This is a genomic window from Stackebrandtia nassauensis DSM 44728 (assembly GCF_000024545.1).
Lineage (GTDB): Bacteria > Actinomycetota > Actinomycetes > Mycobacteriales > Micromonosporaceae > Stackebrandtia > Stackebrandtia nassauensis.
In genome coordinates this window covers 4,003,022-4,017,398 of the sequence record NC_013947.1, presented here as the reverse complement: position 1 = coordinate 4,017,398, position 14,377 = coordinate 4,003,022, and the positions used below count along the sequence as shown (strand labels likewise).

Annotated in this window: 11 protein-coding genes and 1 pseudogene; 7 read left to right on the top strand and 5 right to left on the bottom strand. The window is 69.2% G+C overall.

The window, feature by feature from the left end; translation table 11 throughout:
* The first annotated feature begins 20 nt into the window (after positions 1-20).
* Positions 21-878: an alpha/beta fold hydrolase gene (locus tag SNAS_RS18565; RefSeq protein WP_013018993.1), complete on the top strand. Its 858-nt coding sequence runs from the start codon at positions 21-23 to the stop codon at positions 876-878.
* Positions 879-928: 50 nt separating this feature from the next.
* A complete protein-coding gene (coaE, locus tag SNAS_RS18560) occupies positions 929-2,116 on the top strand; it encodes a dephospho-CoA kinase (RefSeq protein ID WP_013018992.1) in 1,188 nt (395 codons plus the stop codon).
* A gap of 263 nt (positions 2,117-2,379) precedes the next feature.
* On the opposite strand, the gene SNAS_RS18555 is transcribed toward coaE, so the two are convergent.
* Complete coding sequence (locus tag SNAS_RS18555; protein ID WP_041625040.1) at positions 2,380-3,786, bottom strand: hypothetical protein; 1,407 nt, start codon at positions 3,784-3,786, stop codon at positions 2,380-2,382.
* Positions 3,787-3,904: 118 nt separating this feature from the next.
* On the opposite strand from SNAS_RS18555, the gene uvrB reads away from it, so the two are divergent.
* Positions 3,905-6,004 (top strand): excinuclease ABC subunit UvrB, encoded by a 2,100-nt coding sequence (gene uvrB, locus SNAS_RS18550; RefSeq protein WP_041626503.1) that lies wholly within the window; start codon positions 3,905-3,907, stop codon positions 6,002-6,004.
* 364 nt (positions 6,005-6,368) lie between these two features.
* Here uvrB and SNAS_RS18545 read toward each other — a convergent pair whose 3' ends face one another.
* The gene (locus SNAS_RS18545; RefSeq protein ID WP_013018989.1) at positions 6,369-6,866 is read right to left on the bottom strand and encodes a mycothiol transferase; all 498 of its coding nucleotides are present in this window, start codon (positions 6,864-6,866) and stop codon (positions 6,369-6,371) included.
* A gap of 324 nt (positions 6,867-7,190) precedes the next feature.
* Between SNAS_RS18545 and SNAS_RS18540 the strand changes: the two are divergent.
* A pseudogene (locus SNAS_RS18540) lies at positions 7,191-8,144 on the top strand (TerC family protein); the annotation flags it as partial.
* A gap of 242 nt (positions 8,145-8,386) precedes the next feature.
* Here the strand turns inward: SNAS_RS18540 and SNAS_RS18535 are convergent.
* Together SNAS_RS18535 and SNAS_RS18530 are read right to left on the bottom strand one after the other, a co-directional pair.
* Positions 8,387-9,331 (bottom strand): C40 family peptidase, encoded by a 945-nt coding sequence (locus tag SNAS_RS18535; protein ID WP_013018987.1) that lies wholly within the window; start codon positions 9,329-9,331, stop codon positions 8,387-8,389.
* Positions 9,332-9,398: 67 nt separating this feature from the next.
* Positions 9,399-10,484, bottom strand: a complete 1,086-nt coding sequence (locus SNAS_RS18530; protein WP_041625039.1) for a mandelate racemase/muconate lactonizing enzyme family protein — start codon at positions 10,482-10,484, stop codon at positions 9,399-9,401.
* Between the two features lie 137 nt (positions 10,485-10,621).
* Between SNAS_RS18530 and SNAS_RS18525 the strand changes: the two genes are divergently transcribed.
* Positions 10,622-11,509: a phosphatidylinositol-specific phospholipase C gene (locus tag SNAS_RS18525; protein ID WP_169313899.1), complete on the top strand. Its 888-nt coding sequence runs from the start codon at positions 10,622-10,624 to the stop codon at positions 11,507-11,509.
* A 39-nt stretch (positions 11,510-11,548) separates the two neighbouring features.
* Positions 11,549-12,496, top strand: a complete 948-nt coding sequence (locus tag SNAS_RS18520) for an SDR family NAD(P)-dependent oxidoreductase (RefSeq protein WP_013018984.1) — start codon at positions 11,549-11,551, stop codon at positions 12,494-12,496.
* Positions 12,497-12,517: 21 nt separating this feature from the next.
* Here the strand turns inward: SNAS_RS18520 and SNAS_RS18515 are convergent, their stop codons facing one another.
* The gene (locus tag SNAS_RS18515) at positions 12,518-13,777 is read right to left on the bottom strand and encodes an amidohydrolase family protein (RefSeq protein ID WP_013018983.1); all 1,260 of its coding nucleotides are present in this window, start codon (positions 13,775-13,777) and stop codon (positions 12,518-12,520) included.
* A 61-nt stretch (positions 13,778-13,838) separates the two neighbouring features.
* Between SNAS_RS18515 and SNAS_RS18510 the strand changes: the two genes are divergently transcribed.
* On the top strand, positions 13,839-14,375 hold the full coding sequence (locus SNAS_RS18510) for a MarR family winged helix-turn-helix transcriptional regulator (protein WP_013018982.1): 537 nt from the start codon (positions 13,839-13,841) through the stop codon (positions 14,373-14,375).
* Positions 14,376-14,377: the final 2 nt, after the last annotated feature.

Here is a 14,377-nt window from a genome sequence, read left to right as displayed (position 1 = left end):
CCATGTGGTTCACTTGAGCCATGTGGAAAACGAAGAACATCGATCTGTCCGCCGGCACCATCGACTACCTCGACACCGGCGGCACCAAACCCGTCCTCGTACTCGTCCACGGCCTGCTCATGGACGAGACGCTGTGGACCGACGTCGTCGCCGAGCTCGCCCCCGAATACCGGTGCGTGGTCCCGGTGCTGCCGCTGGGTGCTCACCGGCACGCGATGTCCCACGGCGCCGACCTCTCGCTGCCGGGCGTCGCGCGGCTGCTCGCGGAGTTCGTCGATCGGCTCGGCCTCACCGATGTCACGCTCGTCGGCAACGACACCGGAGGCGCGGTCGTCCAACTGCTCATGGCCGAACCCGCCGCGTCCGTCGCGCGGGCGGTCCTGGTGTCGTGCGAGGCCTTCGACAACCTGCCGCCCGGACTGACCGGCAGGGCGCTCGTCCTCACCGGCAAACTCCCGCCGCGACTGTTCGGGCTTTTCATGCGGCAGCTGCGGCTCAAACCGATGCGGCGGCTGCCGTTCGTGTTCGGCTGGCTGACCCGGCGCGGCGACGCGGTCACCGCCGGATGGGTGACACCCGTCATCGGCGACGTCGCCGTGGCCCGCGACGCGACCCGGACCCTGCGGTCGATCGCGTCGAACCGGAAACTGTTGCTGGACAACGCCACCCGCCTGCCCGGCTTCGACCGCCCCGTCCTCGTCGTGTGGGCGAAGAACGACCGCGTCATGCCGCCCGAGCACGGCGAACGGCTGGCCGAACTGCTGCCCGACGCCCGGCTGACGGTAGTGGACGACACCGACGCCCTCATCCCGCTGGACCAGCCCACGGCGCTGGCGGGCCACATCCGCGAGTTCGTCGCCGAGCGCGCGGCTCACTGACCGACCGGGCCCCGTTTCGCCGCTCCTCGGCCACAGTCCAGAATCAACCCGTGCTGAGTGTGGGATTGACCGGCGGTATCGGCGCCGGAAAGAGTACGGTGGCCCGTCGACTGACCGAACTGGGAGCGGTGCTCATCGACTCCGACGTCCTGGCCCGCGAGGTCATCGCCCCCGGAACCCCGGGCCTGGCCAAGGTCGCCGACACCTTCGGCGCCGACATCCTGGACGCCACCGGCGCCCTCGACCGCGCCGCCCTGGCCCAACGGGTGTTCGCCGATCCCGAGGCCCGCACCCGGCTGGAGGCCATCATCCATCCGCTGGTGCGGCAACGGTCCGTCGAACTCGCCGAGGCCGCCGCCGACGACGCGATCGTCGTCAACGACGTGCCGCTGCTGGCCGAGGTCGGACTGGCGCCCACCTTCGATCTCGTCATCGTCGTGGAAGCCTCCCACGAGCTGCGGCTGGAGCGCTTGACGGCTCGCGGGCTGCCCGCCGAGCAAGCCCAGGCCCGCATCGCCGCCCAGGCGTCCGACGACGTGCGACGCGCGGTCGCCGACGTCGTCATCGACAACGCCGGAACCGTCGACGACCTCAACGCCGCCGTCGACGCGCTGTGGCACGAGCGCCTGGTTCCCTTCGAGGACAACAAGAGAAACCGCCGCATCGCCCGGCGCTCCGAGACCATCACGATGGCCGACTACAGTCCCCAGTGGCCGTCCCGCTTCGAGCGTCTCGCCGCTCGGCTGCGGCACGTCATGGGCGACAAGGCTTTGCGGGTCGACCACGTGGGATCGACCGCGGTTCCCGGGCTGGTCGCCAAGGACGTCATCGACATCCAGATCACCGTCGCCGACCTGGCCGACGCCGACGCGGCGGCCGAACAGCTCGCCGCCGCCGGGTTCCCGCGGCTGGAGGGCATCACCAACGACACCCCCAAACCGTTCGCGCCCGAGGTCTCGCAGTGGCGCAAGCGGATGCACTGCGGCTGCGACCCGCGCAACATCACCCAGATCCACATTCGACAGGTCGACTCGGCGGGCTGGCGCTACGCGCTGCTGTTCGTCGACTGGCTGCGCGCCGACACGGCCGCGCGCGACGACTATGCCCACCACAAACGCGCGCTGGCCAACGATCACGCCACGACGTCGGACTACGCCGACGCCAAGGAACCCTGGTTCGACCTGGCGCTCCCGCGCGCCGAGGACTGGGCCAAGCGCACCAACTGGCACCCAGCCTGACCCGCGACGCCCAACAGCCACGCTCGCTGAGCTAGCGCGCGGCGCGTCCGCGCACGCTAGCTGCTCGGGCTCGGCGGCACGGCCTTGGCCTCAGCGTCGCCGACGGCGGGGGGCCAGCCACAGCAGCCGACAGCGTCGGTCGCGGCCATCGCGGTCGGGGCCGCAGATCCAGTAGTCGCGTCGGTGAGCGCTGACCCGGCCACCACGGCAGCGGCCGGTCAGCCACAACGTCCGGCGCCGCCGCTGGCGCCCTCCCAGGCCGCTCAGCCGCCCAGGCCCGCCGCGACGGGGGCCGGAACGACCACCGCCGCCGGTTGGTCGGTCGGCTTCAGGTCGACGTGTGCCATGCCGAGCTTGCGGGTGCGCATCTCGATGCGGTGCAGGGCGTCGTCCTTGGAGCCGATCCAGTAGCGGAACGCGGCCTGGCCGGGTTCGTCGGTGTCCGGGTCGCCCGGGATCGGGTACTCGTACACCTCGGTGGCCGTGGAACCGAGTTTGTCCTCGCGCAGCCAGGCCGCCTTGTCCTTGACGACGGTCGCGTTGTCGATCTGGGGGTTGGCCATGGACAGCACCTTGAACAGCAGCGCGTCGATGTCGCTGGGCTTGCCGTCCTCGGAGCGTTCCGACCACGCCTGGGCCTTCCAGCCGTTCGCCTGCGGTTGCAGCGGCGGTTTGCCGTCGACCTCGGTCCGCAGGGTCGCCGCACCCGAGGGCAGGACGAACAGCAGGCCGTCGTTCTTCTTGCCGGGGGCGTCGACCGCGAGGTAGGCCATGGGGGCGCGCCAGTCGACGTAACCCTTGGCGCGGATGACCTTCCCGTCGGCGACCGGCAGCGTGATGTCGGCGTCGGCGCCGCCGAGACTGTTGCGCTGCCGTAGTCCCGCCAGGTTCTCGGCCTCGGCCTTGGTGACCTTGCGGGGGTCGATCGGGGCACCGCCCAGCAGGTCCACCGGGTGCACCTTCGCCACGTCCTTCTTGGACAGCAGGAAGTCGACGGTGGCCAGACTGGTGGCTCCGGGGTTGAACTGGATGCGGCGCAACCGGGACTCGCCGTCGACCCAGAACACCGCCTCGGGCAGCTTCTGGCCGTCATCGGAGGCCGCCGCGTCCAGCAACAGCGGCGCCCGGAACACGTCCACTGTGGCGCCGTCGATGACGCCCTGCCGCAGCCACGAGCCCTTGGCCTTGAGGATCTGGGAGTCCGCCGCCCGTCCGGACCGCAGCGTCAGCACCGCCGAGGCGATGATGTCGACGGTGGCGGCCTGCGGGTCGTCGCCGCGCCGGTTCTCCTGGCCCATGTGCCGCACGGTCCAGTCGTCCTCGGGAACCGGGGCGTCGGCGCGGGTGGTGCCCTCGCGGGAGGCGACCAGGCCCGGGACGGCCTGCACCAGGGTGTGCGGGGTGGACTTGCCCTCCTTGGCCACCTCGGCGTGCATGACCGGTTGCGACCAGTCGATCTGGCCGTCGAACCCACCGCCCCCGGCCGAGTCGGGCAGGTCGGCGGTGAACGGCACCGCACCGGCCTTGTAGTTGTTGACGTTGACGCGCGACAGCCGCTGTGCCTCCGCGTCGGTCATGGGCCGCGGATCGTCGGCCTGCTGCCGCAGGCAGCTGGCGCCGGTCCAGCCGACCCCGGCGATCACCGCGGCACAGACGACCCAGGCCAGCATGCGCCGGAACTTATCGCGTTGCTCGCTCGATATACCCACATCCATGTCCAACGAGTCAGCCGCCCGGAGGTAATTGGTATCGCCCGCCCCGTCGTACCCGGGGCGTACTTTGGTGGACGTGACCATCGAGATTCCACGTACCGACGGGACCTTCACCGTCGTCAGCGACTACGAACCCTCCGGTGACCAGCCCACGGCCATCACCGAACTCGCCCGCCGCATCAACGGCGACGAACGCGACGTGGTGCTGCTGGGAGCCACCGGCACCGGCAAGTCCGCCACCGCCGCGTGGCTGGTCGAACGGCTGCAACGCCCGGCACTGGTGATGGCCCACAACAAGACCCTGGCCGCGCAGCTGGCCAAGGAGTTCCGGGAACTGCTGCCCAACAACGCCGTCGAGTACTTCGTGTCGTACTACGACTACTACCAGCCCGAGGCGTACGTGCCGCAGACCGACACCTACATCGAGAAGGACTCGTCCATCAACGACGAGGTGGAACGGCTGCGCCACTCCACCATGCACTCGCTGCTGACCCGCAACGACGTGGTCGTGGTGGCGACGGTGTCGGCGATCTACGGTCTGGTCACACCCACCGAGTTCTACAAGCACACCGCCACGGTGAAGGTGGGGGAGGAGTACGACCGCGACTCGCTGCTGCGTCGCCTGGTCGAGATCCAGTACACCCGCAACGACTACGCCTTCACCCGCGGCACCTTCCGGGTCCGCGGCGACACCATCGACATCATCCCCGCCTACGAGGAACTGGCGGTGCGCATCGAGATGTTCGGTGACGAGGTCGAGAAGCTGTTCTACATCAACCCGCTCACCGGCGAAGTGGTGCGGCACGTCACCGAACTGGTGATCTTCCCCGGCGCCGCCTACGTCACCAGCGGCGAGAACCAGGAACGCGCGGTGCGCGACATCGAGGCCGAGCTGGAGGAGCGGCTGGCCGAACTGGAACGGCAGTCCAAGCACCTGGAGTCGCAGCGGCTGCGGATGCGCACCACCTATGACCTGGAGATGATCCGCCAGATCGGTTCCTGCTCCGGCATCGAGAACTACTCGCGGCACTTCGACGGCCGCTCCGCCGGGGAACCGCCGTACACGCTGCTGGACTACTTCCCGGAGAACTTCATCACCATCATCGACGAGTCGCACCAGACGGTGCCGCAGATCGGCGGCATGTACGAGGGCGACGCGTCCCGCAAACGCACCCTGGTGGAGCACGGTTTCCGGCTGCCCAGCGCCATGGACAACCGCCCGCTGCGCTTCGACGAGTTCCGCGAGCGGGTGGGCCAGACGGTGTACATGTCGGCCACGCCCGGCCCGTGGGAGCTGGAACAGGCCAAGGGCCAGTACGCCGAGCAGGTCATCCGGCCCACCGGCCTGGTGGACCCGCAGGTGGTGGTGCGGCAGACCAAGGGCCAGATCGACGACCTCATGCACGAGATCACCGAACGCGCCAAGGCCAACGAGCGGGTCTTGGTCACCACGCTGACCAAGAAGATGGCCGAGGACCTCACCGACTACTTCCTGGACAACAACATCCGGGTCCGCTACCTGCACTCCGAAGTAGACACACTGCGGCGGGTGGAGCTGCTGCGCGAACTGCGGGCGGGGGAGTTCGACGTCCTGGTCGGCATCAACCTGCTCCGGGAGGGCCTCGACCTGCCCGAGGTGTCGCTGGTGGCGATCCTGGACGCGGACAAGGAGGGCTTCCTGCGTTCGGGCACCTCGCTGATCCAGACCATCGGCCGCGCGGCCCGTAACGTCTCGGGCCAGGTGATCATGTACGCCGACAAGATCACCGACTCGATGCGCAAGGCCCTTGACGAGACCGATCGCCGTCGCGAGAAGCAGATCGCGCACAACAAGGAGCACGGCATCGACCCGACGCCGCTGCGCAAACGCATCGGCGACATCCTCGATGACATCTACGCCACCGCGGACGACACCGAGACCCTGGTGGGCGGCTCGGGCCGGCAACAGAGCCGGGGCAAGGCCCCGGTCCCGCAGACCCGCAGCCGGGCCGGAGCGGTGGTCGCCTCCGGCGAGGGCGTCCCCCGCGAGGAACTGACCTCGATGATCGCCACCCTCAACGACCAGATGCTCACGGCGGCAAGAGAACTCCAGTTCGAGGTCGCCGCCCGCTACCGCGACGAGATCGCCGAACTCAAACGCGAACTGCGCCAGTTCGACGAAGCCGGAGCCAGCTGACCCCCAACTCGGCACCGAGCCTCGGCTGTCGAGCCCACGCTCGCGCGCCCAACCCAAAGCCGAGGCCCGCCGCGCTGCGCGCGGCCCCGGCTTCGCCGGGTCGGCCTGCGGCCGAAGGCCTCCTCTGACTGAGGGGCGGACCGATACGGCAGTAACAGCTAGCTGGCTTGGCGGTGCGGGCGGCCCGACGGTGCGGGCGGCCCGACGGTGCGGGCGGCCCGACGGCGCGGGTGGGCTGACGGGCATCGGTTCGGCTGCGCGCGTTGGCAAAGCGGCTCCAGGGGCCGCGCGTCAGCTGCGCGCGCGGGCGTCGCGGCTGCTTTAGCCATGCGCGCCAGCTGAACAGCGTGCTCGCGAGCGGCGATCAGTTGGCGCGCAGGATGTCTCGGGTGATCTCGAGGTGGCCCAGGTGTTGGCACAGTTCCTCGACGACGTGGACCAGCGCTTCGCCCTGGGTGAAGGTGCGTTCGGCCTTGGTCGGGTTCCAGTGCTTCGGCAGAGCCGCCGCGGTGGGGGCCGTGGCGCGCAGGCTGGCCAAGTCGCGCCGGAACTGCGCCTTGGCCGCCTGGACCCGTTGGGCCAGCGGTTCTACCGGGCCCTCGGCGGTGAACTCGGCGGCGCGGTCGCGTTCGACGACGCGTCCGGCGATCATGGCGCCGCCCCAGTACTCGCACACGCCCAGGCAGTGGGTGAGCAGCTGGTAGGGGCTGTTGGCCCCGGGCAGGTCGGGGGACCGGTTCGCGGTGGTATCGCCCAGTTCGGTGACAATCGCCACCATCTGGTCGAGTGCTCGGTCGACGAAGAACAGGCAATCGTCGGCACTGAGCTGGGGGCTGGAGGTGGCGGCATCGTCACTGCACACGCCTGCTCCTATCGACGGTAAGGAGTGAATCACGGTTCGTTCGGGTATGTCGCAGGTGTGGTTCCAGTCCGGAACCTGTCATATGAACTGTTACCCAGCCTACTGACAAGCGTGGATGCGATAGGGCACAATGAAGCCGTACGACGGAAGGGGAGTATCCCCACAAAACGATGCGGTCGTCAGCACGGCGAGCCCGGACAGTGAGTCCCGAGGTTCGCCCGGCCGTATCGGTCGTCCCGGGAGAGGCAGCATCGGCTGCCTGCCCTGCGACGGGAGAGACCTTCCGGTTTCACCAAGAATAGTGTTATCCGGAAGGTACTAACTGTGACTGTCCCGTTTTGGGTGTGGGCGCTGACGATTGTCGGTGTTCTGGTCATTCTCACCGTCGACCTCGCCATCATCGGCAGGCGACCCCATGAACCGTCGACAAAGGAAGCGACCCTGTGGGTGGCTTTCTACCTCGGACTGGCCGCCGCCTTCGGCGCCGGAGTCTGGTTGTTCAGCGAACCCCGTTACGGGGGTGAGTTCTTCGCGGGCTGGATCACCGAGTACAGCATGTCGGTGGACAACCTGTTCGTGTTCATCCTGATCATGTCGAGCTTCGCGGTGCCGCGTAAGTATCAGCAGAAGGTGCTGATGATCGGCATCATCATGGCGCTGATCCTGCGAGCCGTGTTCATCGGCATCGGCGCCGGACTCGTCAACCAGTTCGTGTGGGTCTTCTTCATCTTCGGCGCGTTCCTGATCTTCACCGCGATCCAACTGTTGCGCGGTGACGACAACGACGACGAGAACTACGAGAACGCCGTCATCCGCTGGACCCGGCGCGTCGTGCCGGTGTCCAAGGACTACGACGGCGCCAAGATCACCACCAAGGTCAACGGCCGCCGCGTCGCGACGCCGATGCTGATCGTCATGGTCGCCATCGGTTCCGCCGACCTGCTGTTCGCGGTCGACTCGATCCCGGCGACCTTCGGCCTCACCAAGGAAGCGTTCCTGGTCTTCACCGTCAACGTGTTCGCGTTGATGGGTCTGCGGCAGCTGTACTTCCTGTTGGGCGGCCTGCTGCAACGGCTGGTGTACCTCAACTACGGTCTGGCCGCGATCCTGGGCTTCATCGGCGTGAAGCTGGTGTTCCACGCCCTGCACGACAACGACGTGCCGTTCATCAACGGCGGTAAGCCGGTGCCGGGCATCCCCGACATCAACACCTGGGTGTCGCTGGGCGTCATCGTCGGCATCCTGGTCGTGGCGACCGTCGCCAGCCTGATCGCCAGCCGTGGCAAGGAACTGCCCGCTCCCGGCAAGCCCGAAGCCGGGTCCGAGACCGAAGGCGGCTCCGAGACCGCGCAGGGGCAGGTGGAACCGGGCTCTGGGGAAGCACACCCGAAGGAGGGGACTTCCCACCCCGGCGGCGGTAAGGCGCACCCCGCCACCGTGCACCACCTGCGGTTATCGAAACCACTGAACGTGAAGGCCCCGGGCGAACGCCCGGGGCCTTTCGTCGTCGGCGTGACGCGCTAGTCGTCGGTGAACACCCGGTGGGTGCCCACGAGGGTGCGCAGCCGGTCGGCGGGCAGCGTCTCGTGCACGATCTTGCCGTAGTTCCCGGCGGCGTGGATCATGGTCGGCTCGCCGTCCTCGGTGGGTTTGGTGGCGATGCCGACGTGGTGGATGGTCTTGCCCGGGTGGGCGAAGAAGTACAGGTCACCGGGTTTGGCGTCGTCGTTGTCGATGCGTTCGGTGGCCTCGGCCTGGTCGTGGGCGTCGCGGGGCAGCCCGTGCCCCAGTTGCCGGTACGCCAGGTACACCAGCCCCGAGCAGTCGATGCCGTAGGCGCTGACTCCGCCCCACACGTACGGGATGTCCAGCAGCTGCGAGGCCACCGAGATGACGTCGACGCGTCCCGACGCCGCCGCGGCGGGCCCTGAGGGCGCCTCGGAGACGTCGTGCAGCCGCACCCAGCCGGGCGGCTGCGGTCCGGGCAGCACGACTCGTGACCAGCCCCGGTACGGCTCCTCGTCGAACAGCGCGAGTCTGGTGCCCACCGAGACCCCGGGGATGAGCACCTCACCGGCGGGTTCGTCGCGGATCGAGGTGGCCGTGGCCGACACGATGAACGGTCTGCCCTGCCCGGTCCCGGCGACGGTGGTCAGCTGCCGGGTCGGCAGCCAGCCCGGGTAGCCGCGTTTGTCGAGGCTGGTGGGCTGGTCGACGACGATGACCTTGGCCCAGCCGTCGTCGATCTCCTCGACGATGACCTCGTCACCCATGAACACCTGGGTGAGGCTGCGGTCGACGAGGCCGTCGACTCGTTGTTCGCGCGACATCGACGCCACCCATTCGCGCACTCCCGCCGGAGTGCCAAGGGCGATGCGATCGGTGTCCTGTGCCGCGTCGGCCGAAGTCCACAAAGTCGCGGACGAGACGGCGACGAGGGCTCGGTTTCCCACTTCGACGGTCAAGTGTGTCCTCCCCGGAAGGTAAGGGTCGTATGGATGCGGTGGATGTGACGGCGTTGGCGGAACCGGGTTACCCCGGACCGGCGTCGCCGCCGAAAGTGATGGCGGACAGGCCCGGACAGTCCGGCAGCCGAACCGAACCATCCTGGTAGGACAGTGCCGGGTCGGAACCGGCCAGCCACCAGGCGGCGTCCAGGTCGGCGATAGCGGTGGTGCCGCAGGCGGCGGCGAGGCTGGCGACGGCGGCGACCCCGAGCCGCCCCTCCATCATGGAACCGACCATGGTGCCGATTCCGGCCTGCCTCGCCGTTTCGAGCATGACCCGGCCCGAACGCAGCCCGCCGCACTTGGTCAGCTTGACGTTGACGGCGTCGGCGGCCCCCAGCTGGATCATCCGGTGCAGATCGGACAGGGTCGCCACGGCCTCGTCGGCCATGATGGTGGTGTCCACCCGCGAGGTCACGAACGCCAACCCCGCCAGGTCCCGCGCCGGGGTCGGCTGTTCGACCAGCTCGATGCCCAGTCCCTCGTCCTCCATGCCCCGGATGATGCGTACCGCCTGCTTGGCGCTCCAGCCCTGGTTGGCGTCCACCCGGATGCCGATGCCGGTGCCGACGGCCTCGCGCACGGCCGCCAGCCGTTCCAGGTCCCCGGCCGGATCGGTGCCCAGCTTGACTTTCAGCGTTGAAAATCCCTCGGCGACGCGCTTCTCGGCCGCGGCGACCAGCTGCGGGACGTCGCCGGCGGCCAGGGTGACGTCGGTGGCCACCGACAGTGACGCCCCGCCCAGCAGCCGCGCCAGCGGCACTCCCAGCCGCTGCGCGGCCAGGTCGTGCAGTGCCACGTCCACGGCGGCCTTGGCGACGTTGTTGCCGACCACGGCGGTGTCCACCTCGTCGAGGATCGCGTTGAGGTCGTCGGGATCGCGGCCCACGAGCACCTGCCGCAGCGGGCCCTCGACACAGGCGGTCACGCTCGCCAGGGACTCACCGGTGATCCTCCAGGTCTGCGGCCCCTCGCCGCGTCCGGTGTTGCCCGCCTCATCGGTGACGGTCACAACGACGGTGTCAACCGTGGACGTCGACCGCACCGCCGTGACGAACGGCGTATGCAGGTCGGCACTCACGATTGCGGCGGTCACTGCGGTGATCGTCATGCGCGTACGATACGCCATCGCCCATACGTCCACGCAGGCGAAGGATTCCCCTACGAAACGACAGGGCGCGTGGACGACCCGGTCGCTCCGGGACTATTGATAACTATCTATTCAGTATGTACCGTGTCGTTATGTCCTTGCGCCGCAGAACATTTCTGACCACAGCCGCACTAGCCGGTGGCGCCGCACTCGTCGGCGTCGCGACCGCCCGGGCCGATACCGTTCGGGGTGGCCTGGACTGGATGTCCGCCGTCCCCGACGGCACCACACTGGACGATATGACCATCCCCGGAACCCACGACACCTGCGCCATCATCGGCGGCCCCTTCGACACCGCCAAATGCCAGGACATCGGGCTGCTCGACCAGCTCAACCTCGGCATCCGATTCATCGACATCCGTTGCCGCCTCTACGAAGGCGCCTTCACGATCCACCATGGACCGATTTATCAGGAGATGAACTTCACCGACGTCCTGTCCGAGACCCGCACGTTCCTGGAGGCGAATCCCTCCGAGACGGTCATCATGTCCGTCCAGCAGGAGTACAGCGAAGCGCCCGCCGAGGAGTGGGCGGCCGTCTTCAACGACCGCTACATGCGCGACGAGGGCTTCGACTCGCTGCTGTACCGCGACAACCGCCTCCCCGGCATCGGCGAAGTGCGCGGCAAGATGGTCCTGATCGCCAACCAGGACCACATCGGCGGCATCCCGGCCTCCAATGGCGACCTGCTGTCGTACCAGAACGAATGGGAGGCCCCGGTCCACGAGAAGTGGGACCTGGTCCGCGACCACCTCGACGCCGCCGAGGCCGACACCGGCACGAAGCTGTACGTCAACTACACCAGCACCACCACCGGCGAGACGATCCCGAATCCGCGCAACTACGCCGAGGACATCAACCCGGTGACCAAGGAGCACGTGGACGCGGCCGTCGACCGGCACCCGAAGTTCGGGGCGGTGGTCATGGACTTCGCGGGCAGCGTCGAGCCGGGACTGATCGACTCGCTGCTGGCCTGCAACGGCTGATTTGCCTTAGAGAGCACTCCAGGCCATAGCATCCGGGGCATGACGACACCACAGCTCAAGCTCGGCTCGGGTTTCGGGGCCGACTCCACCGCCGAAGACGTCCTGGCCGACATCGACCTGACCGGCACGTTCGCCATTGTCACCGGCGGCTACTCCGGCCTGGGCCTGGAGACCACTCGGGCGTTGACGGCCGCCGGGGCGCGGGTCCTGGTTCCCGCCCGCCGCCCCGACGTCGCGCGCGCGGCCCTCGACGGCATCGACGGCGTCGAGGTCGCCGCGCTCGACCTGTCCGACCTGGACAGCGTCCGCGACTTCGCCGAGTGGTTCGACGGCACCGGCCGTGCCATCGACATCCTCATCAACAACGCCGGGATCATGGCCTGCCCGGAGTCCCGCGTCGGCCCCGGCTGGGAGGCCCAGTTCGGCGTCAACCACCTGGGGCACTTCGCCCTGGTGAACCGGCTGTGGCCGAGGATCGCCCCCGGCGCCCGGGTCGTGGCGGTGTCCTCGGCGGGCCACTGGCGTTCCGCGATGCGCTGGGACGACGTCCACTTCACCACCGGCTACGACAAGTGGGAGGCCTACGGGCAGTCCAAGACCGCCAACATCCTGTTCGCCGTGCACCTGGACGCGCTGGCCGCTTCGGCTGGGGTGCGGGCGTTCTCGCTGCATCCCGGCGGCATCATCACTCCGTTGCAGCGGCACCTGTCCCGGCAGGAGCAGACCGCGATGGGCTGGCTGACCGCCGACGGGGATCCGGTGCCGGGCCTGTTCAAGACCCCGCAGCAGGGCGCCGCGACCCAGGTATGGGCCGCGACCTCGCCGCTGCTGGATGGCAGCGGCGGCGTCTACTGCGAGGACTGCGACATCGCGCCCATCGCCGAGACCGAACCGCCGGGCGTGCGCGGCTACGCGATCGACCCCGACCAGGCCCGCCGACTGTGGGAACTGTCGGTCAAGCTGACCGGGGTCGATGCCTTCGCCTAGTAGCGCTCCGGGGCTCGACCGCTATTCCGTCTCGTCGCCCGGGCGGCCCAGCAGCCGCTCGGCCGAGGCGGCCAGCCGTTCCGCGATGCCCGCGGTGTCGACGGCGGTGAGCTGGCCGCCGCGTTTCACCACCCGGCCGTCGACCAGGACGGTGTCCACGTCGCCGCGTTCGGCCTCGGCGACCACCGTGCCGACGGGGTCGTGCACCGGGAGCCGGTCGCCGAGCATCACCAGGTCGGCGCGCGAACCGACCCGCAGCGACCCGATCCGGTCGTCGAGTCCGAGGGCGCGCGCCCCGTCCACGGTGGCCATGCGCAGGATGTCGGCGGCCGACACCGCCGGATCGGCGAGCCGGGCGAAGCTCAGCGCCAGCCGCATCTGGGTGAACAGGTCACCGGCGGCGCTGGTCACCGTGTCGACGCTGAGACTGGTGGGCACCCCCAGCGCCAGCAGCGGCGCGATGAGCGGGGCGCCCATGCCCAGCTGCGCCTCCACCTGCGGGGACACCGACACGGCCGCGCCGGTGTCGGCGAGGCGGCGCATGGCGGCCGCGTCGAGGCCGTTGGCGTGCACGAAGGTGAGGTCGGGACCGAGCATGCCGAGCTCGTCCAGCGTCTCCACTCCGGCCGAGCTGTGAATGTGGACGGTCACCCGGCAGCCGAGCTCGCGGGCGAGGCGGATGTCGTCGGCGGCGATGTCGGGGTCGCCGAACTGCGGGCCGGCGATCCCCAAGGCCATGTCCAGCAGCCCATCGGAGCTGGCGAAATGGGTCTCGCGCACCCGTCGGGCGTCGGGCGAATGCGGTCCGGGCTTGAGCGGCAGGCCGAAGCTGTGGGCGAAGACGCCCCGGATCCCCGATTCCCGCAGTCCCGCGACAGCCGCGTCGGTGTGCTCGGGGGAGTTCTGGATGTGCGACCAGTCCAGCAGCGTGGTGATGCCCGCGTCGAGCGCGTCGACGGCTCCGGCGAGGTTGCCGATGTGGACGTCCTCGGGCGTGTACCGGGGACCGAGGTCCTGCAGGAACCGGGCGAGATAGTCCCCGAGTGTGCCGACCCGCAGCATGCCGCGCAGCGCGGTCTGCCAGGTGTGGCGGTGGGTGTCGATCAGGCCGGGCAGCACGATGCGCCCGGCCGCGTCGATGACGGTGGCGCCGGGGGCCGACAGGCCGCGGCCGACCTCGCGGATGCTGTCGCCGTCAATGAGCAGGTCGGTCTCGCGCAGTACCCGCACGGTGGGCACGGTGTCGATCAGGTGGGCGTTGCGGATCAGAACAAGTGTCATAGCGAAAAGCATACTAAAAAGCTTTTCAAAAAGCTATCTGCATGGTCGTTATGCTACCCACATGACGCAGCGGGACAGGGTCGACGACATGCTCGCCACCTGGCGAGCCGAAATACCCGAGGCGGCCGGGCTGCCGTTCGAACTGGGCAAACGCGTCGCCCGGCTGGCCGAGCTGTTCGGCGCCGCCACCGAGTCGGTCCTCGCCGACCACGGCTTCACCCGGATCGAGTACGCGGTGCTGGCGAACCTGCGCGCCGCCGGAGCCCCCTACCGCCTCAAACCCGCGGCCCTGTCGCGCGCGCTCATCGTCACGACCGGCGGGCTCAGCAACATCGTGACCCGGCTGCGCACCGCCGGACTGGTGACCCGGGAGTCCGACCCCGCCGACGCCCGCAGCACCTGGGTGCGGCTCACCGACGCTGGCGTCCCGGTGGCCGACACGCTCATCGACGCCGTCACCAAGGCGCAGGGGCGGCTGACACGTCCACTGCCCGACGAAACCGCCCGCCAGCTCGCCGACCTGCTGCGCGAGGTCCTGATCGACATGGAGGGACCCGCCCCGCGTCCGGCGGACCTGCGCGGCGGCCCCGAACGCTGACC

Excerpts from the sequence above, each read along its gene's own strand:
- SNAS_RS18565 (WP_013018993.1), top strand. The coding sequence starts at position 21 with ATGTGGAAAACGAAGAACATCGATCTGTCCGCCGGCACCATCGACTAC.
- SNAS_RS18530 (WP_041625039.1), bottom strand. The coding sequence starts at position 10,484 with ATGACGATCACCGCAGTGACCGCCGCAATCGTGAGTGCCGACCTGCAT.
- SNAS_RS18515 (WP_013018983.1), bottom strand. The coding sequence starts at position 13,777 with ATGACACTTGTTCTGATCCGCAACGCCCACCTGATCGACACCGTGCCC.
- SNAS_RS18520 (WP_013018984.1), top strand. The coding sequence starts at position 11,549 with ATGACGACACCACAGCTCAAGCTCGGCTCGGGTTTCGGGGCCGACTCC.
- SNAS_RS18555 (WP_041625040.1), bottom strand. The coding sequence starts at position 3,786 with ATGCTGGCCTGGGTCGTCTGTGCCGCGGTGATCGCCGGGGTCGGCTGG.
- SNAS_RS18510 (WP_013018982.1), top strand. The coding sequence starts at position 13,839 with ATGACGCAGCGGGACAGGGTCGACGACATGCTCGCCACCTGGCGAGCC.